Source organism: Flavobacterium poyangense, assembly GCF_011751075.1.
In the GTDB taxonomy this organism is placed as follows: Bacteria; Bacteroidota; Bacteroidia; order Flavobacteriales; family Flavobacteriaceae; genus Flavobacterium; species Flavobacterium poyangense.
On the sequence record NZ_JAALLN010000001.1, the window covers coordinates 188,466 to 207,229 of the forward strand.

At 35.2% G+C, this 18,764-nt stretch carries 17 protein-coding genes; 14 read left to right on the forward strand and 3 right to left on the reverse strand.

Annotated features, from left to right (window positions below):
- The first annotated feature begins 13 nt into the window (after positions 1 to 13).
- The 9 genes from G3A47_RS00765 (at position 14) to uvrB (ending at position 11,197) form a co-directional block, all read left to right on the forward strand.
- Positions 14 to 835 carry a DUF4249 domain-containing protein gene (locus G3A47_RS00765; RefSeq protein WP_166919492.1) on the forward strand — a complete coding sequence of 274 codons (822 nt, stop codon included), beginning with the start codon at positions 14 to 16 and terminating at the stop codon, positions 833 to 835.
- Positions 836 to 846: 11 nt separating this feature from the next.
- Positions 847 to 1,341 (forward strand): GyrI-like domain-containing protein, encoded by a 495-nt coding sequence (locus G3A47_RS00770; protein ID WP_166919494.1) that lies wholly within the window; start codon positions 847 to 849, stop codon positions 1,339 to 1,341.
- Entirely contained in the window at positions 1,335 to 1,787 is a 453-nt protein-coding gene (locus G3A47_RS00775; RefSeq protein WP_166919496.1) for a DinB family protein, read from the forward strand. The genes G3A47_RS00770 and G3A47_RS00775 overlap by 7 nt, the downstream gene beginning before the upstream one ends.
- 97 nt (positions 1,788 to 1,884) lie before the next feature.
- Positions 1,885 to 2,547: a thiamine diphosphokinase gene (locus tag G3A47_RS00780; protein WP_166919498.1), complete on the forward strand. Its 663-nt coding sequence runs from the start codon at positions 1,885 to 1,887 to the stop codon at positions 2,545 to 2,547.
- A 338-nt stretch (positions 2,548 to 2,885) separates the two neighbouring features.
- The gene (gene rlmF / locus G3A47_RS00785) at positions 2,886 to 3,836 is read left to right on the forward strand and encodes a 23S rRNA (adenine(1618)-N(6))-methyltransferase RlmF (RefSeq protein WP_166919500.1); all 951 of its coding nucleotides are present in this window, start codon (positions 2,886 to 2,888) and stop codon (positions 3,834 to 3,836) included.
- Between the two features lie 309 nt (positions 3,837 to 4,145).
- The gene (locus tag G3A47_RS00790) at positions 4,146 to 4,448 is read left to right on the forward strand and encodes a DUF3800 domain-containing protein (RefSeq protein ID WP_166919502.1); all 303 of its coding nucleotides are present in this window, start codon (positions 4,146 to 4,148) and stop codon (positions 4,446 to 4,448) included.
- 89 nt (positions 4,449 to 4,537) lie between these two features.
- Positions 4,538 to 5,476 carry an alpha/beta fold hydrolase gene (locus tag G3A47_RS00795; RefSeq protein WP_166919504.1) on the forward strand — a complete coding sequence of 313 codons (939 nt, stop codon included), beginning with the start codon at positions 4,538 to 4,540 and terminating at the stop codon, positions 5,474 to 5,476.
- 378 nt (positions 5,477 to 5,854) lie between these two features.
- A complete protein-coding gene (locus G3A47_RS00800) occupies positions 5,855 to 8,974 on the forward strand; it encodes a TonB-dependent receptor (RefSeq protein WP_166919506.1) in 3,120 nt (1,039 codons plus the stop codon).
- A 231-nt stretch (positions 8,975 to 9,205) separates the two neighbouring features.
- A complete protein-coding gene (gene uvrB, locus G3A47_RS00805) occupies positions 9,206 to 11,197 on the forward strand; it encodes an excinuclease ABC subunit UvrB (RefSeq protein ID WP_166919508.1) in 1,992 nt (663 codons plus the stop codon).
- Here uvrB and G3A47_RS00810 read toward each other — a convergent pair.
- Positions 11,194 to 11,595 (reverse strand): TerB family tellurite resistance protein, encoded by a 402-nt coding sequence (locus G3A47_RS00810; RefSeq protein WP_166919510.1) that lies wholly within the window; start codon positions 11,593 to 11,595, stop codon positions 11,194 to 11,196. The genes uvrB and G3A47_RS00810 overlap by 4 nt on opposite strands.
- 56 nt (positions 11,596 to 11,651) lie before the next feature.
- Here G3A47_RS00810 and G3A47_RS00815 point away from each other — a divergent pair, with 56 nt between their 5' ends.
- From G3A47_RS00815 to G3A47_RS00830, 4 genes are all read left to right on the forward strand, one after another.
- Entirely contained in the window at positions 11,652 to 12,452 is an 801-nt protein-coding gene (locus G3A47_RS00815; RefSeq protein ID WP_166919512.1) for an alpha/beta hydrolase, read from the forward strand.
- A 13-nt stretch (positions 12,453 to 12,465) separates the two neighbouring features.
- Positions 12,466 to 13,479 carry a dipeptide epimerase gene (locus G3A47_RS00820; protein WP_166919514.1) on the forward strand — a complete coding sequence of 338 codons (1,014 nt, stop codon included), beginning with the start codon at positions 12,466 to 12,468 and terminating at the stop codon, positions 13,477 to 13,479.
- A 318-nt stretch (positions 13,480 to 13,797) separates the two neighbouring features.
- Positions 13,798 to 14,835, forward strand: a complete 1,038-nt coding sequence (locus G3A47_RS00825) for an aminotransferase class I/II-fold pyridoxal phosphate-dependent enzyme (protein ID WP_166919516.1) — start codon at positions 13,798 to 13,800, stop codon at positions 14,833 to 14,835.
- 464 nt (positions 14,836 to 15,299) lie between these two features.
- Positions 15,300 to 15,752, forward strand: coding sequence for a DUF1456 family protein (locus tag G3A47_RS00830; RefSeq protein ID WP_166919518.1), 453 nt, complete (start codon positions 15,300 to 15,302; stop codon positions 15,750 to 15,752).
- Between the two features lie 99 nt (positions 15,753 to 15,851).
- On the opposite strand, the gene G3A47_RS00835 is transcribed toward G3A47_RS00830, so the two are convergent.
- Together G3A47_RS00835 and G3A47_RS00840 are read right to left on the reverse strand one after the other, a co-directional pair.
- Entirely contained in the window at positions 15,852 to 16,556 is a 705-nt protein-coding gene (locus G3A47_RS00835) for a LytR/AlgR family response regulator transcription factor (protein WP_166919521.1), read from the reverse strand.
- A 3-nt stretch (positions 16,557 to 16,559) separates the two neighbouring features.
- A complete protein-coding gene (locus G3A47_RS00840; protein ID WP_166919523.1) occupies positions 16,560 to 17,600 on the reverse strand; it encodes a sensor histidine kinase in 1,041 nt (346 codons plus the stop codon).
- Between the two features lie 221 nt (positions 17,601 to 17,821).
- Here G3A47_RS00840 and G3A47_RS00845 point away from each other — a divergent pair, with 221 nt between their 5' ends.
- The gene (locus tag G3A47_RS00845; RefSeq protein ID WP_166919525.1) at positions 17,822 to 18,622 is read left to right on the forward strand and encodes a DUF5694 domain-containing protein; all 801 of its coding nucleotides are present in this window, start codon (positions 17,822 to 17,824) and stop codon (positions 18,620 to 18,622) included.
- Positions 18,623 to 18,764 lie beyond the last annotated feature (142 nt).

The window sequence follows — 18,764 nt, forward strand, 5'->3', positions numbered from 1 at the left end:
CAAAAGATAGATCATGAAAAAAGCAAGTTTTTTAATCGTATTTTTTATATCTCTTTTCTTCATAAGTTGTGAAGAAGTTGTTGATGTGGAATTAGATACAGCACCTCCAAAATTAGTAATTGAAGCTGCTATAAATTGGCAAAAAGGAACAGTCGGAAATCAACAAATCATAAAACTGACTACTACAACCGGTTATTTTCAAAACGTAATTCCAACCGTTTCCGGTGCTACTGTGTATATAAAAAACAGTAAAAATGAACAATTCAATTTCGTGGAAGGTTCTAAAAAAGGGTTTTACATTTGTAACACTTTTAAACCCGAAATTGAGGAACAATACACTTTGACTGTAGTTAGCGGCGGAAATACGTATACAGCAAATGAAACCTTAAAATCGGTAGCTCCCATCACCCGATTGGAACAAAATAACGAAGGAGGAATAACCCGAAAAGACATTGAGGTAAAAGCTTTTTATACCGATCCCGGCAATGCAGAAAATTTCTATTTATTCAAATACACGTATTCCAGTAAAGTAACTTCTACCTTTTATGTTTCTGAAGATAAATTTTATCAGGGAAATGAAATTTTCAGCAGCTCGGATGATGACGATTTAAAACCCGGAGACAAAGTTGAAATAGTCCATTACGGAATCTCAAAACAGTATTATAATTATATGAGTATTTTGGTAAGTATTGCCGGTAACAACAGCGGAGGACCATTTCAATCTCCTCCTGCAACAGTAAAGGGAAACATTATTAATACTACCGATAAACCCAATTATCCTTTGGGCTATTTTTCGCTTACCGAAACAGATTCAAGAAAATACACTATCGAATAACACACTTACTAATGGAAGCCAGAATCGAAATTTCAACAGAAAAAAAACTTGTCGGAAAATACATTGCCATGTCTTATCTTGATAATAAAACCTTCCAATTATGGTCGTCTTTCATGCCGCACCGCAAAGAAATAAAAAATCAGGTCGGAACTGATTTATATTCATTAGAAGTTTTCCCTGTTGGTTATTTTAACGAATTTGATCCAAAAAACGATTTTGAGAAATGGGCAGCAGTTGAAGTTTCTGATTTCAACGACATCCCGTCAGAAATGGAGGATCTGATAATTCCTTCAGGATTATATGCCATTTTTATTCATTCAGGGGAAAATGCAACCGCTCATAAAACGTATCATTCTATATTTGTGGAATGGTTACCAAAATCGGATTACACGGTTGATGACCGTCCGCATTTTGCAATTATGGGTGAAAAATACAAAAAAGATGATCCGAATTCTGAAGAAGAAATCTGGATTCCGATAAAAAATAAAACGGAAAAACTATGTTAATCGAAACGCTTAAAGCACTGTTTGAAAGAGACCTCAATAAATTAAAACTGGAAATTGAATCGTATCAGGATGAATCTACTATTTGGGTAATCGATAAAAACATTTTGAACTCAGGCGGAAACCTTTGCCTGCATCTGATCGGAAACCTAAATACCTATATCGGAGCAGAAATTGGAAAAACGGGTTATATCCGAAATCGTCCTTTAGAATTTTCCTTAAAAGATATTCCCAAATCAGAATTAATTCAGAAAATAGAAAACACCATTTTGGTTGTAGATAATGCGCTGAGTTCTTTAACGGAAGAAGATTTAGAAAAGAATTACCCGCAAATTGTATTCGAAAAAGAAATGACAACCGGTTTTTTCCTGGTTCATCTTTCTACGCATTTAGCCTATCATTTAGGACAGATTAATTATCACAGAAGAGTATTAGATCTGCCTAAATAAATAGAATAACATTTCATAACATCGAAAAATAAACCGGTCCTCAGTCAAAGCCTATAACTTTTGTACATTTGCAGCACATTTCAAATCAAAACGCTAAATGTCTTCACACCATATCGTACGCGACGACCAGGAACCCGCTTTAATTATCGCTAACGGAGCAGCATGCAATCCGGAATTATTAGGACAATTGCTCGAATGGTCTCCCCTAGTTGTCGTACTGGATTCTGCCATCGAAAGAGTTATTGAATTAGGCATAAAAGTTGACGTTCTTTTAGGCGATTTTGATCGTGGTTTTGACCCTGAAATCTACAAAACCTCTCAGTATCCGATTGAAATTGTACATACACCCGACCAAAACAAAACTGATCTGGAAAAAGCTTTTGATTATTTAATTGATCGAAAAATCCCTGCCGCAAATGTTGTTTGGGCTACCGGAAAACGTGCTGATCACACCATAACCAATCTAACCAACATTGTTCGTTACAGAAATTTGCTTAAGATTGTTATTTTGGATGATCATTCTAAAATATTTCTGCTTCCGAATAAATTTGAAAAATGGTACACGGCCAAAACCCCAATTTCATTAATCCCGATTGGAGTTGTAAATGGCATTTTTTCAACCAATCTGGAATATCCATTAGAAAATGACACCCTTACAATTGGATACAGAACTGGCAGCAGTAATGCTGTTGCAAAAGACGGATTGGTTACCATTACACATACTGATGGCGATTTGCTTCTTATGGAGTGTATGGATTGATCATTTTTTAACCGCTAAGTTCGCAAAAGGTTACGCAGAGCACGCGAAGCTTTTTGTGCACGCAGATTCTGCAGATTTTGCAGATTTTTTTATTAAAAGACTACAAAACAAAAACATAAACTAAATCTGCGTGAAAAAATTTATCGACAAACAGGAGAGTTTACTAGCATCTAAAAAGCAACTTTTTACATGCAGCTTAACAAACTTTGCGATTAAAACAAACAAAAATCTTTGTGCACTTTGCGTAATCCTTTGCGGACCTTGCGTTTAAAATTCTTAACCGTAAACACAGTAGTCCACAAAAAAGGAATGACTATCTTTGCATCCAAATTCACAAAATGAAAGCAATAGACAATTCCGAAAAAAACAATTTACATCCCAGAAATCTACATCGCTCCCGATATGATTTCGAACTTCTTATTACCAATTGTCCGGAATTAAAAAAGTACGTAGCAGTAAATGTTCACGGTATCGAAACTATTGATTTCAGTGATCCGAAAGCCGTAAAATCACTCAACAAAGCGTTGTTACAAACGTATTATAGCATTGAAAATTGGGATATTCCTGTCAATTATCTTTGTCCACCAATTCCTGGTCGTACCGATTATATCCATTATCTGGCTGATTTATTGGCTGAAACTAATAACGGTGTCATTCCTAAGGGGAATTCTGTTTTAGGTCTTGATATCGGAACGGGCGCAAATTGTATCTATCCGATATTAGGGAATGCCATTTACGATTGGAGTTTTGTGGGAACTGATATTGATCTGAAAGCAATTGAAAACTGCAGTAAAATTATCGAAGCCAATCCAAAACTTATTGATGCGATAAGTTTACAGCAACAAATGGAGCCCCGTTTTATTTTCAAAAATATCATCACGCCCGAAGATCGTTTTACCTTTACTATTTGCAATCCTCCTTTTCATGCCTCTGCTGAAGATGCCAACCAAAGTACCGTGAGAAAAGTTTCGAATCTAAATCCGAAAGAAAAGAAAAAAACAAACCCTGTTTTAAACTTTGGAGGCCAAAATGCAGAATTATGGTGCGATGGCGGCGAAATAGGTTTTGTCACGCAAATGATTTACGAAAGTGCCAAATATCCGATGCAATGTTTATGGTTTACTACTTTGGTTTCTAAAAGAGACAATCTTTCCAGTATTTACAGAACACTAAACAAAGTACATGCCGCTACAGTAAAAACAATAGATATGGCTCAAGGCCAAAAAACAAGTCGTATTGTGGCGTGGACTTTTTTGACTGAAGCACAACAGAGAGCATTCAAAATTTAAGATTCTAAAATCAACTTTTATTTATTAAAAGAATTTAATAAGCACTACATATGGCTCAAAGCCAAAAAAACAAATCTATTGTATCACCTATTTGTTTTATCTGAAACACAACAAAAGCGTTAAAAAAAAGAGCAAAATTCCTACAAATTAATTTTGCTTTAATTTTTATTGTATCTTTGTACCAAATAGGTAATACCTGTCCAAACGTGGCGGTGAAACATCTACCATAAATGTATTATTAATACATCGTTCACAGGGACTATTTTTAACAAAATTATTAAAAGGGCTTACGCCCTTTTTTTTGTACGTATGAAAATATACATAGATGAAAGTGGTGATTTGGGATGGACTCTTGATAAACCAAACAGACATGGCGGTTCAAGTAAGTATATCACAATTACCGGAATACTAATTTCTGATAATGAAGAAAAATATATTTCTCGTTTTATCAATTCTATTTACAAAAAATACAATCTTACACCGAACATTGAAAAAAAGGGAGCAAACTTCAAACCTGATCATGCCTCTTATATTACTTCACAACTACTTCCTAAAATAATTAACAAGAGCTCATCATTTAGAATAATCTCGATCACTGTAAACAAAATATAGAACCTTACAATTATGAAAATTCCCAACAAAATTCTAATACGATAATCCATTCCTTCCACTTAACTTTATGGCAAATTGAATTTTTTCTTATGCCAAAACTATTTCTAAAATTTTCGCTATTATTTTTACTTGTTGGCTGTGCTTCTTCTAAAAAAATAAAATTTGATGATTATATTTTTCAAACCAAAACTGACAAAGACAGTTACATCGCCTCTTACAACAAAGCATTAAAACTTTGGGACGTTCCCTATACAGAAGATACTATTCAAACCACTTTTGGAATTGCTCATGTTATAATAGCCGGGCCAAAAAATGGAAAAGGTTTAGTTTTATTACACGGCATGGATGCCAGCTCTACCATGTGGTATCCGAATAGTAAAGTTTTAGCCAAAACACATCGCATTTATGCCATCGATTTCCTAATGGAACCCGGCAAATCTACTTTAACAGCAAAACCTCTTTCTACAGAAGAAATAGTGGCTTGGTACCGTCAGATTTTCGATCATTTTAAATTAAAAAACTTTGATATTGTAGCTGCATCGCGTGGTGGCTGGACTGCAACATTATTAGCGACCCAAAAAGAAAACTCAATTGACAGAATCGTTTTATTAAGTCCTGCGCAGACTTTTAAATCTATTGATAAAATGAGAAAAATGACTCCTGCCTTATTACTTAAACTGTTTCCGAATGAAAAAAGATTTACCAAAACATTAAAAACTTTTGCCACACATCCTGAAAACATAAATCCCGTATATAAAAGACAATTTTATCTGGCGAACCATTTCGCCAAATCAAATTCGAATATGCTTAAGATGCAACCTTTTTCGGATGATGAATTAAAATCAATTCAAAATCCGGTTTTAGTTTTAATTGGTGATCATGATGTTGTGAATTCTGATGAAAGTTTAAAACGCGCACAAAAATATCTGGTCCACTGCAAAACCATTATCATCAAAGATGCCGGACATTTTTTAAGCACGGATCAACCCCACATTGTGAACGAAGCTATTACTGATTTTTTAAATTAAAAAAAACAGATTTCAAATCCTTAAAAAAATAGTTCTAACTAAACTACATTGCAACATTTATAAATAATTCAAAAATTTCACTTTTTTCTTACAGTAAGTGTTTTTTAAATAAAAATTATATATATTTACGATTACAAGCAAAAACGCTTTTTAAAATTCGCCAAAATACAGCGGAGAATACCACCTTAATCTGCAGTAGATTAAATTAGTCACAAGATACACAAAAAGTGACTATTTCTATAGTTCAAAGACCTATTGAATAAACATTTCAAAAAACAAATTCAAATCTGGAAATAATTTATAATAGTTTAATTCCTATTCTAAATTATTTTTTTTGTTTTCATATTGATTTTAACCAAACTAATATAAACCAAAATTATGAAAGAGAATTTATTTAAAAATCAAGTGTTTTTCCGACTCAAGAAAGTATCACTTTCGTCGTTTGTATTTGCAATTATTGTATCAGGCAGCAACTTTGTTAACGCAACTGAACAGACAAAAAACAGAAAAAAAATAAACCTGATAAGTCAGAAAAAAGAAATTGATATTGTCAAGGGAAAGGTTGTAGACGAAACGGGAGGCTCTTTACCGGGAGTTACTGTTTTGGTAGTAGGTACCAAAAAAGGAGCTGTTACGGATATCGATGGAAACTATACTATTGAAGCCAAAGTTGGTGATGTATTGCAATTTTCATATGTAGGTTTGCAAACCAAGACTGTAACTGTTGATGGGCCAATTGTAAATGTTACTTTATCAGGAGGCAGTGGGGAAACACTGGAAAATGTAGTGATCATTGGATCGCGTAATCCCGCCAGAACCGTTACAGAATCTGCGGTTCCTATTGATGTAATTGCAATGAAAGAAATTGCAACACAAGGGGCACAAACCAACCTGAATCAGATTTTAAACATGGTGGCGCCTTCCTTTACGTCAAATACCCAAACGGTTGCCGACGGAACGGATCACCTTGATCCGGCTCAATTAAGAGGTTTGGGGCCCGATCAGGTATTGGTTTTAGTAAATGGTAAACGAAGACATACTTCGGCCTTAGTCAATATAAACGGAACACCGGGAAGAGGATCTGTAGGAACTGATTTGAATGCGATTCCGTCCTTTGCGCTTGAAAAAATAGAAGTACTTCGAGATGGGGCTTCTGCTCAATACGGTTCTGATGCTATTGCGGGAGTTATTAACCTTAATATAAAAAAGGATACTAAAAAATTAGATGTCAATCTCTTTTCAGGGAGTAATTTTTCCAGAAATGCCAATGACCACAGAGGAGGCAATGATGGTAACCATTACCAAATGGATCTTAATTACGGAACAAATCTGGGCAAAGAAAAAAGTTTTATTAATCTAACAGGTAGCTTGCAACTACGTGATGCCACAAGCAGAGCCGATGATGCGACCGGAACAATCTATAACGCTTACAACGCTATCGAACAAAGAGCTTTTAAAGATGGAATCAATATTAATTCTCTATTTGGAAACATTAGCAATACCCCTAATTCGGCTCAGATTATTAATCTGATAAAAGGTTATGCTCCCCAAATAAACTATTTTACCGGAACACAGCAAACAAATATCGCTAATGCAACCACTATTCCACAATTGCAAACGGCATTAAATTTTGATGCTACAGATGGAGAACTGGCTTACAGAAATCTGCAAAGACAAAACTTTAATATGAGAGTAGGTCAATCTGCATTTAAGAGTGTCCAGTTCTTTTTGAATGCTGCCTATCCTATAAATGAAAAGTTAGAAGTTTATGTTTTTGGAGGAACGAGCTATAGAGAAGGGGAATCTGCCGGTTTTTTCAGAAGACCTAATCAGTCCAGATCGTATACCGGTTTATACTTAAATGGTTTCCTGCCTGAGATTCATTCCACTATTAATGATCTTTCTGCCGCAACGGGGCTTAGAGGTACTATTTTTAAAGATTGGAACTTTGATTTGAGTAATACCTATGGCCGAAATGCTTTTGATTACAATATAGAAAATACCGTAAATGCAACCATGAGAGAAGGTTCTCCTACCAAATTTGATGCCGGAGGTTTACGTTTTGCCCAAAACACAACCAACTTTGACATGAGCAAAAAGTTCCATACGCTAAACGTAGCTTTTGGTGCCGAGTATCGTTACGAACTGTACGGTATCAATGCCGGTGTTCCCGATTCTTACAGTCAATACGATATCAACGGAAATGTAGTTACCGGTACAACGCCTGCCAACATAAGAGTTACGGACTTCTATGGAGCCGCCAGACCTGGTGGAGCACAGGTTTTTCCGGGATACAGAGCAGAAAATGCTAAAGATGAAAAAAGAAACAGTGTTGCCGTTTATACAGATTTAGAATTAGATGTAACCGAAAAATGGTTATTAAATGGAGCTGTTCGCTTTGAAAATTATTCTGATTTTGGCAGCACCACTAATTTTAAAATAGCAACGCGTTATAAACTTACTGATAATATCAACTTGCGCGGTGCTTTCTCAACCGGATTCAGAGCTCCATCCTTACATCAAATTTACTACGAATCAACTGCCACGCAATTTACGGGAGGGGTTCCTTTTGAAGTAGGAACTTTCAGCAATGATTCTGAAATAGCCAAATTACTTGGAATCCCTAAATTAAAACAAGAGGAATCTACTAGCGTAAGTGCCGGATTTACTGCCAAAATTCCAGCCGCCAACATTACAATAACTGCTGATGCGTATTTCATAAAAATAGACGACAGAGTGGTACTTACGGATCAATTTACGCCAACTCCTCTTACTCAGCCTTTGTATGATCAGGCTGGGGCAAATGCGGCCACTTTTTTTGCCAATGCAATTGATACCGAATCCAAAGGAATTGATGTAGTGATTACCAATAAACTTAACTTAAATGAAAATCTGACTTTAAAAAATGATTTATCCGGGACTTTTTCAAAAACACATAAAATAGGGAACATTCATGCCTCTCCAATATTAGAAGCTGCTGGACAAGTCAACACTTATTTTTCAGAGTCCTCCAGAATTTATCTGGAAGAGGCAGTGCCTCGAGTAAAAGTAAACTTAACCAATAGTCTTACTTACAAGAAGTTTGATTTCTTTTTAAGAAATGTATATTTTGGACAAGTAACAGACCCAAACGTAGCTGACGTAAATGGTGATGGTCTTGTAGGCGCTACTATTGTGAATGGAAAAGCGGTAGAAAATGAACACCCGGTTTGGGGAGGAAAAGTTATTACCGATATGTCGGTTGGTTTCAAAATTAGCCCTATAACCAAAATCATAATTGGTGCAAACAATGTTTTTGATATTTATCCGGACAAAAACCTGGGCCCACAAACCGCCAGAAGAGCCAACGGTGTTGATGCAAACGGAAATGTAACTTATGCCGCAGCAGCAACTGCTATTGATTTATCAAATCAAAATCAATTTGTGTATTCCAGAAACGTATCGCAATTTGGTCAAAACGGACGCTTTGTTTTTGCCCGATTAAGCTTTAGCTTCTAAGCTACTGAGTTGCTAAGATGCTAAGTTTTATTTTTAAACATATGGATTTGCTGTAATTTAAAATCTCAGAAACTTAGCATCTTAGTAGCTTAGAGCCTTTCTACCACAAAATGAGAATTTTAAAAAGCCGTTAACATTAGTTTGTTAATGGCTTTTTTTTGATTTCGGCTTTCCGCAAAAAAAGAAATCAAACTCGTATCTTTACAACACTAAAATTTTCATCAGTCAAAAATGGAGTTTCAAGTTTCCTCAGATTATAGTCCAAAAGGCGATCAGCCACAAGCCATTCAAAAACTCGCACAAGGAGTTGTGGATGGCGAAAAATATCAAACTTTATTAGGAGTTACGGGTTCGGGAAAAACATTTACGGTAGCCAATGTTATTCAGGAAGTGCAAAGACCTACTTTGGTTCTGGCACATAACAAAACTTTGGCAGCACAGTTGTATTCTGAATTCAAGCAATTTTTCCCTAATAATGCAGTGGAATATTTTGTTTCGTACTACGATTATTACCAACCCGAAGCTTTTATGCCCGTAACAGGGGTTTTTATTGAAAAGGATTTATCTATCAATGAAGAGCTTGAAAAGATGCGTTTGAGCACCACTTCTTCCCTCCTTTCGGGTCGACGTGATATTTTGGTCGTTGCATCAGTTTCTTGTTTGTATGGTATCGGAAATCCGGTTGAATTTCAGAAAAACGTAATCGCGATAGAAAAGGATCAGGTCATTTCACGTACCAAACTATTGCACAGTCTGGTTCAGAGTTTGTACGCCCGAACTGAAGCCGATTTTACACCCGGAACTTTCAGAATCAAAGGTGATACTGTCGAAGTATATCCAAGTTATGCGGACGATGCGTTTAGAATTCACTTTTTCGGAGACGAAATTGAAGAAATAGAATCTTTTGACTCCAAGACTTCTCAAGTGATTGAAAAGTTTAATAAACTGACTATTTATCCGGCCAATATGTTTGTGACTTCTCCGGATGTCCTGCAAGCTGCTATCTGGGAAATTCAGCAAGACCTGGTCAAACAAGTCGATTATTTTAAAGAAATCGGAAAACATCTCGAAGCAAAACGTCTGGAAGAACGTACCAATTTTGACTTAGAAATGATTCGGGAATTGGGGTATTGCTCCGGAATTGAGAATTACTCACGTTATCTTGACGGCAGAGATGCCGGAACAAGACCTTTCTGTTTGCTGGATTATTTCCCAAACGATTATCTGATGGTGGTAGACGAAAGTCACGTAACCGTTTCACAGGTTCATGCCATGTACGGAGGCGACAGAAGCCGAAAAGAAAACTTGGTGGAATACGGTTTCCGACTACCGGCCGCAATGGACAACAGGCCTTTGAAGTTTGAAGAATTTGAAGCCATGCAAAATCAGGTCATTTATGTCTCTGCCACCCCAGCCGATTATGAATTACAAAAAAGCGATGGTATTTACGTAGAACAAGTGATTCGTCCGACAGGATTGTTAGACCCAATTATAGAAATTCGTCCGAGTTTGAACCAGATTGATGATTTAATCGAGGAAATTCAGGTTCGTTGTGAATTAGACGAAAGAGTTTTGGTTACTACTTTAACGAAAAGAATGGCCGAAGAATTAGCCAAATACTTAACCAAAGTAAATATTCGTTGTCGCTATATTCACTCTGATGTTGACACTTTAGAGCGTATCGAGATCATGCAGGATCTGAGAAAAGGTATTTTTGATGTTTTAATTGGAGTTAATTTACTTCGTGAAGGATTAGATTTACCCGAAGTTTCTTTGGTTGCGATTCTTGATGCTGATAAAGAAGGATTCCTTCGCAGTCACAGATCACTGACGCAAACCATCGGTCGTGCGGCAAGAAATCTAAATGGTAAAGCGATTATGTATGCGGATAAAATTACAGCCAGTATGCAAAAAACAATCGACGAAACCAGCTATCGACGAACCAAACAAATGAATTTTAACACCGAAAATAATATTGTACCACAGGCATTAAATAAAAAAATCGATAGTGCCTTTACTAAAAATCCGTTGGTAGAATTTGAGCTTGGACATACGCTCCCGGTAGCAGCAGAACCGGAAACAGCATATATGTCTAAAGGCGATCTGGAAAAAATGATTCGTGAAAAACGAAAATCAATGGAAAAAGCAGCTAAAGAATTAGACTTTTTACAAGCTGCAAAGTTGCGTGATGATATTAAAAAACTACAGGAACAACTCCCTTAATTGTGTTGTTCCTGAAAAACTTTCAATAATACTTTAGGATCAAGCATAGCGTTTGGTGCTTTTTGCATCAACTCTAAAATTCGTTTTGTAGCCATTGGATTCAACCCCATCTCAATTGCAATCTGTTGTATTGCCAATGCTTCTTTTTCGTGCAATATACCATCACAATACATGATTAAAGCCAATCTGTAGAATTGCTGAATGCGTTGAAATTCAGATTTTATCTTTAGCGGGGTATGTTCCTGATGAAATAAATCCTGAAAGTCTTTTTTATCGATATTCAATTCCTGAGCTACCAGCCACAAAAAATCCAATTCTCGTTTATGCAACTGACCATCAACTGTCGAGAAAGCGATCATTTCTAAAAGTAAACTTCTCTTTTGTTCTTCGGTATTCATCAATTTCTTATTTTTAGCTAAATTATTGTTTTTAAATCTAAAACACAAAAAAACGCATGATTCGGCTAATCTTCATTTTCATTTTCCTTGGGATAATCTTTAGCGGTCATGCACAAGAAAGTACGGCATCCAAAAATGTTTCCACTTTCACCATTGAGGCGCCACAGCTAAAAACCAGTAAAAAAATCTGGATTTATTTACCTGAAAATTATTCAAGCGCTATCCAAAAAAAATATCCCGTGCTCTATATGCATGACGCTCAAAATTTATTTGATGCTAAAACCTCTTACGCGGGAGAATGGAATGTTGACGAAAAACTGGACAGCTTAAAAGCGCAGGTAATTGTGGTTGGAATCGAACACGGAAATGATAAACGAATTGATGAATTAACGCCCTTTAAAAATGAAAAATACGGCGGCGGAAATGCAGACAATTATCTTGAATTTATCGTAAAAACGCTAAAACCGTATATCGATAAAGAATACCGAACTAGGCCAAATACCAAAAACACGCAAATCATGGGAAGTTCCCTTGGTGGATTGGTTTCGTATTACGCACTATTAAAATACCCAAAAGTATTTGGAAAAGCAGGCGTCTTTTCGCCTTCTTTCTGGTTTTCCAATGACATTTATACTTTAACAGAAAAAGCGCCTAAAATAAAGACCAAAATTTACTTTTTGTGTGGTGATAGCGAAGATGAAAATATGGTAAAAGACATGACCAAAATGGAACGATTACTGGACAAAAACCGTTGTTACTGTCTCCACTTAACCCAATCAAAAATTGTAAAAGGCGGACAGCATAACGAAAAACTTTGGAGGGATAATTTTGTAACCGCCTTTTTATGGTTGAATTAAAAAAACACAGCATATGGAATTGATTTTAAGAGAATACAATCTAAAACTAAAACACACCTTTACCATTTCCCGAGAATCAATTGATTTTCAGCCCTCGCTTATTGTCGAACTAAAAAGTGATGGTTTTTCAGGTTTTGGAGAAGCAACTTCGAATCCGTATTACAAAACTACCGTTCCGGTAATGATAGCGGATTTAGAAAAAATCCGAACTCTTATTGAACGTACCGAAAACGAAACTCCTGAAGCTTTTTGGACTAAAATATATCCTCATTTAAAACAGGACATGTTTGCTTTATGCGCTCTGGATATGGCCTATACGGATTTGTATGCCAGAAAAAAAGGCAAGAAATTATACGAATTATGGGGGTACTCTATTCACAATAACCCGATGACCGATTACACTATCGGGATTGCTTCTATAGAAAAAATGGTTTCTAAAATGCAGGAGCTTCCCTGGCCTATTTACAAAATTAAACTGGGAACCAAAGAAGATATTGCCATTGTAAAAGAATTACGAAAACACACCGATGCCATTTTCAGAATTGATGCCAACTGCGACTGGGAGGTCGATGAAACAATCCATAATTCGATAGAATTAAAAAAATTAGGTGTTGAATTTCTGGAACAACCTATAAAAGCTGATAACTGGGAAGGACACAGAGAAATTTTCAAACATTCCGCTTTGCCGGTAATTGCCGATGAAAGCTGTATTCTTGAAGAAGATGTTGCAAAATGCCACCATCATTTTCATGGCGTAAATGTCAAATTGGTAAAATGCGGCGGACTAACACCCGGCAAACGCATGATTGAAGAAGCTAAAAAATTAGGCTTAAAAACGATGGTGGGCTGCATGACGGAATCTACTGTAGGAATTTCAGCCATCGCGCATTTATTACCTCAATTAGATTATGTAGACATGGATGGCGCTTTACTTTTAGAACAAGATATTGCAAGCGGTATAACCCTAAAAGACGGCGTGATTCATTATTCTGAACTTAATGGGACCGGAGTATCTTTAATTCATTAAGCATAAATATTTTTAACACATAGAAACATCCTTTTGAAAACGAAAAAAGGCCTTTCATTTATTTAAAATTTCAGTTGTCAGTCTGAACGAAGTCGAAGACCAATTGTCAGCCTGAGCGAAGTCGAAGGCCAGTTGTCAGTCTGAGCGAAGTCGAAGACCAGTTGTCAGCCTGAGCGAAGTCGAAGGCCACATAGCTTGACTATGGACTGAAAGGAGTTTCTTTTTTACATGCTTTTTTTAAAGCAGAATCTATGTTTTTGTGTGTTAAGCACAAATTTTACGAATTACACTAACCCGATTAACTATAATATAAGTTTAATGAAAGTCAATCAATTTCCGGATCGCATTATTGAAATAAACCAGGAACCTTATTTGTATTTTGGTGGTACAGCTTATTTGGGATTATCAACCAACAGTGATTTTCAGCAGTTAGTAATCAAAAACATGCTGAAATGGGGAACCACTTACGGGAGCTCCAGAAATGCGAATGTTAAACTTACTGCTTATGATAACGGTGAAACCTTTCTAGCCGGTCATATAAAAGCAGAAGCAGCCGTAACGGTTTCATCGGGAATGCTGGCCGGAAAAATTGTAATAGACGAACTGAATAAAGAAACGGACTGCTATTTTCATTTCCCAAACGCCCATCCTGCCATTAAAACCCATAACAGTCTTCCAGTTATTATTGATGCTAAAATCAATCCGAGGTTACTGGATAAAACACCGGAGCGCATTACCATTCTTACGGACGCTGTTCCCGCAGATCAGACAAAAGCGATTGATCTATCAATTTTAAAAGAAATCCCCAATCACAAAGAAATTACACTTCTCATAGACGAATCCCATTCGCTTGGAATTCTGGGCGAAAACGGTTGTGGAATTTATGCTGAAATTCAGCTCCCGATTAAACGAAAAATCATGGTAGCATCTTTAGGTAAAGCATTTGGACTGACAGGAGGCGTTATTGCGAGCGATCTTTCCTTCATCAATCAAATAAAAAAAACAGACACTTTTATTTCGGCAGCCGGAATGAATCCTGCTTTTGTGCAAACACTGGCAGATGCTTCAGAAATCTATCCAAAGCAGCATCAAAAACTTTTAGAGAACTTGAGTTACATCGATACAAAACTCATTAAAAACGAGAATATTAAATTTGATAAAAACTACCCCCTGCTTTATATCGAAATTGAAAGTATAACCGAGATACTCAAAAAAAATAAAATCATTATAGCCAATTTTAAATATCAGGAAAACACCAAAGACATCAATAGAATTGTGATTACTGCCAATCATCTTAAAGAAGATTTAGACAAAATGATACAGGTTTTAAATGACTACAACTCTGACTGTACATAAAAAGAGTTGCCACTAATTGCACGAATTTGCGCAAATTATTTTTTTAACCTACTCGCTAATTTTCTAAGATATCCTAAAACCGGAACTTACTAAATAGCCATTTTTCGTCTTGTGGAAGAGTAAAACTTTTTTAACTCAAAAAAAAAATCGATATGATCACTTTAATCTGTGGCAAGACCAAAAAAAATGCCACTGATTCCACTGATTAAAAAGGATTTCTTTTCTTTTTTAACTCAAAAGAAATCGATATAATCACTTTAATCTGTGGCAAGACCAAAAAAACTACTACTGGTTCCACTGATTAAAAGGATTTTTTTCCTGATTCATAGTTATTGACCAACAATCTATTTCGAAACAAAAACAATTCGTGCAAATTCGTGCAATTCGCGGCAAAAAATCCACGCACACCACAATAAATTACAGTCTGATCATTTTTAAAACGTACCTTTGTAAAAAATTAAACGATGACAAACAACGATATCCTAAAAAAACTTCGTGTAGCCTTAATGCTACGTGATGACCAAATAGTTGAAATTTTAGAATTAGTAGATTTTAGAATTTCAAAATCAGAATTAGGTGCTTTTTTTAGAGCCGAAGATCATGAAAATTACATGGAATGTGGTGATCAGGTTTTGCGTAACTTTCTTAATGGATTGGTAATTCACTTAAGAGGAACGAAAGAAAATCCGAAAAACCCAAATGAGGTTTTAGCAAAACATAAAGCTCAGATTCCGAAAAAAGACACTAAAGACAGACCCGAATTTAAAGCTGCTCCAAAAGACAGCGAAAGAGCCAGAGGGGATCAGAAACCTTCAAAAACGGCTACGGCTAAAAAACCTTTCAAGAAAAAACCTGCTGCCCCGAAAGTACAGGTGGTTGAAAAAGTCGTTTACAAAAACGGTAAAAACAAAAAATAAGCAGAAATATACAGATACACAATTGTAGAGATGCACAGCAGTGCATCTCTACAATTGTGTATCTAACAAAAATCCATTCGTTCCCACGAATGGATTTTTTTATATCTTATTCTGATCAATTCGTTCAAAAAACACTTCTTTATAGGTAGCACCAATAGGTAATTCTTTTGTACCTATAAAAACAGAGAAACTATCGGTAGATTCTATCTGCTTTAAAGCCACAATGTAGGACTTATGAATCTGAACAAAATCCTTTTCAGGTAATGATTCGATTACATTTTTAAGAGAAGAATGGGTAATAATTTGTTGTTTAGAAGTGTGGATACAAACATAATTCTGCAAACTTTCTACATACAGTATATCATTTAAAAGCACCTTCTGAAACTTATTCTTACCATCTGTTTTTACAAAAATAAATTCTACAGCATTATTAGACACAACTTCTGTTTTAACTTCCGGATTCAATTTAGAAACGGCTTGATAAAAACGTTCAAACGAAATGGGTTTTAGTAAATAATCAACAGCATTAAGCTCAAATCCTTCTAAAGCAAAATCGGGATAAGCCGTCGTAAAAATGACTTTTATATTTTTTGAAATGATTCTGGAAAGCTGTAAACCTGTTAACTGAGGCATTTGAATATCTAAAAAAATTACATCAATATTTTCTTTATTCAAAAATTCAAGTGCTTTTAAAGAATCATTAAAAACACCTACTTTTTCCAGAAAAGATACTTTTCCGATGTAGTTTTCTAAAATTCGGGTTGCAGGTGGTTCATCGTCAACTATGATACATTTAAATGGCATGCGTTACTTTTTTAGCGGTAATTTTAAGTATGTTTTAAAGGTATTATTTTCTGTTGTTTTTTCAAGAAGAAAACGATCTTTATATGTATAATCTAATCGTTTAATCAGGTTCTCATAACCAATTCCGGTTGAAGAGTAATTCTCCCCTTCCGCATTATAATTAAAGGTAGAAACTTCCAAAAATTCCTGATTGCATTTTATCGAAATAACAGCTTTTTCCTCCGGATTATTTAATTTTCCGTGTTTGAAAACATTCTCTATAAAATGAATCAAAGCCGACGAAAGTACTTTTTCATTTCCAAAATCACCTTCCACTAAAAAATCCAGATAAAGCTGATCCTCAAATCTTTTCTTTTGCAAATGAATGTAGTTTTGAATGAATTGAATTTCTCTTGAAAGCACAGCCTCGTCTTTATCTGTTTCAGTAATCACATATCGAAGCAAATCTGAAAGCACTAAAATATCCGAAGCAATCTCATCTTCTTTCGAAATCAACTGACTATAAAAAGAATTCAGTGTATTAAACAAAAAATGTGGACTTACCTGCGCCTTTAACATCTGAAATTCGGCTTTTTTATTTTCCAGAAGTAAATCCTGATTCTCTTGATGCGATGCTTGCGATTGCCAGAACAAATAACATAATGCACTTAAAATTACTGCAGGTAACCCGAAGAATAAATTGTCGCGTATATAAAAACCAACCTCCAAATCCCGTACATCATAATTATGCATTCCAATAATATGAAAGACTATGACCTCCTGAATTAGATAACGCAATCCGCCAAACAATAATAGTGAAACCGGAATCGTCAAGAAATAAAACAACATCTTTCTATTGTACAAAAACCAATCGCAAAACGTATAAAAATTAAAAAGGTAAACAATAAATACAGTAAGAAAAAAACTGGAAGTAACCCATAAATATAGATCTGAGAAAACGTGTTCTGCTTTTTTATTATTAATTCCAAGATCCCAGCTACAATAAATTATAAACAATACAAGGAAAAGTAATAAATGATAGTAGTATGGTATTTTTAATTTCATAGAAAATATAGTTCTTACTTCAAAAATACAATTCATACTTCAAATCAAAACTAAATTATATGAAAGTTGCTTTTTCTTTGACGAACTATTAAAAATAGTACACCAACTTTTTATACCGCGAATTTTTATAGTTGCTGTAAAGAAACCCCTAGTTGGTCAAAAAGCAAAAAATCACAGCGACTATGAGGATACATTTGCCCTGAATTTAAAACAAAATTATCATGCAAAAAATTATTCTACTATTAGCTTTCATCACCTTAAACACCGTTTCTGCACAAATAAAAAAGAAACAAATTTTATTAATCGGAACTTTTCATTTTGAAAACCCAGGTCTTGATGTCGCAAAAACCAATTCTTTTAATGTAATGAGTGACAAAAGCCAAAAGGAATTGGAAAACATCACCAATAAAATTAAAAAATTTAGTCCTGACAAAATTTTCGTAGAATGGGGACACGAAAAGCAAGACAAACTGGATAAATTTTATGCCCGCAATACAGACAGTTTACTTCAAAAAAAAGCAGATGAAAGAGTACAACTAGCCCTACGTGCCGCTAAAAAACTTGGACATAAAAAATTATTTGCCATTGATTATAACGAAACAGATTTTCCTTACGATAGCCTCACTAAAGGAATGAAAGAAGCTAATCAGCTTGATTTATTAAAAAGCAATGACGAAGAGATGAAACAATACGAACGATCACAAAATGAAAAAATTGCAAAATATACCCTGACACAACTTCTTATAGATGTTAACACAAAAGAATCTAATACAGAAAATGTTCAATGGTATCTGGGAACCGCAAACAGAGCCGGAAAAACAGGTAATTTTGTGGGTGCTTACCTGGTTTCGGAATGGTACAAAAGAAATTTGTATATGTATTCTTTAATTCAAAAACTTACAGAAAGCAAAGATGACAAAATAATGGTACTGCTTGGTGCAGGACATACATCCATGATTAGGGAATTTATAAAATACGATCCCGCTTTCGAAATTGTGGAATTGGCTACGATTTTAAAATAATTATTACAATAAGGAGATGCACTGCTGTGCATCTCTACGGTTTTACATTCCACATTTTACATTCTACATTTTACATTCTACATTTTACATTCTACATTTTACATTCTACATTTTACAACCCATAAAAAAAACCATTCGCAGA

What these genes read in the sequence shown, in the direction of transcription:
- G3A47_RS00770 (WP_166919494.1), top strand. Translation starts at nt 847, where the DNA reads ATGGAAGCCAGAATCGAAATTTCAACAGAAAAAAAACTTGTCGGAAAA.
- G3A47_RS00840 (WP_166919523.1), bottom strand. Translation starts at nt 17,600, where the DNA reads ATGAAATTAAAAATACCATACTACTATCATTTATTACTTTTCCTTGTA.
- G3A47_RS00815 (WP_166919512.1), top strand. Translation starts at nt 11,652, where the DNA reads ATGATTCGGCTAATCTTCATTTTCATTTTCCTTGGGATAATCTTTAGC.
- G3A47_RS00780 (WP_166919498.1), top strand. Translation starts at nt 1,885, where the DNA reads ATGTCTTCACACCATATCGTACGCGACGACCAGGAACCCGCTTTAATT.
- uvrB (WP_166919508.1), top strand. Translation starts at nt 9,206, where the DNA reads ATGGAGTTTCAAGTTTCCTCAGATTATAGTCCAAAAGGCGATCAGCCA.
- G3A47_RS00835 (WP_166919521.1), bottom strand. Translation starts at nt 16,556, where the DNA reads ATGCCATTTAAATGTATCATAGTTGACGATGAACCACCTGCAACCCGA.
- G3A47_RS00845 (WP_166919525.1), top strand. Translation starts at nt 17,822, where the DNA reads ATGCAAAAAATTATTCTACTATTAGCTTTCATCACCTTAAACACCGTT.
- G3A47_RS00800 (WP_166919506.1), top strand. Translation starts at nt 5,855, where the DNA reads ATGAAAGAGAATTTATTTAAAAATCAAGTGTTTTTCCGACTCAAGAAA.
- G3A47_RS00775 (WP_166919496.1), top strand. Translation starts at nt 1,335, where the DNA reads ATGTTAATCGAAACGCTTAAAGCACTGTTTGAAAGAGACCTCAATAAA.
- G3A47_RS00825 (WP_166919516.1), top strand. Translation starts at nt 13,798, where the DNA reads ATGAAAGTCAATCAATTTCCGGATCGCATTATTGAAATAAACCAGGAA.
- G3A47_RS00790 (WP_166919502.1), top strand. Translation starts at nt 4,146, where the DNA reads ATGAAAATATACATAGATGAAAGTGGTGATTTGGGATGGACTCTTGAT.
- rlmF (WP_166919500.1), top strand. Translation starts at nt 2,886, where the DNA reads ATGAAAGCAATAGACAATTCCGAAAAAAACAATTTACATCCCAGAAAT.
- G3A47_RS00765 (WP_166919492.1), top strand. Translation starts at nt 14, where the DNA reads ATGAAAAAAGCAAGTTTTTTAATCGTATTTTTTATATCTCTTTTCTTC.
- G3A47_RS00830 (WP_166919518.1), top strand. Translation starts at nt 15,300, where the DNA reads ATGACAAACAACGATATCCTAAAAAAACTTCGTGTAGCCTTAATGCTA.
- G3A47_RS00810 (WP_166919510.1), bottom strand. Translation starts at nt 11,595, where the DNA reads ATGAATACCGAAGAACAAAAGAGAAGTTTACTTTTAGAAATGATCGCT.
- G3A47_RS00795 (WP_166919504.1), top strand. Translation starts at nt 4,538, where the DNA reads ATGCCAAAACTATTTCTAAAATTTTCGCTATTATTTTTACTTGTTGGC.
- G3A47_RS00820 (WP_166919514.1), top strand. Translation starts at nt 12,466, where the DNA reads ATGGAATTGATTTTAAGAGAATACAATCTAAAACTAAAACACACCTTT.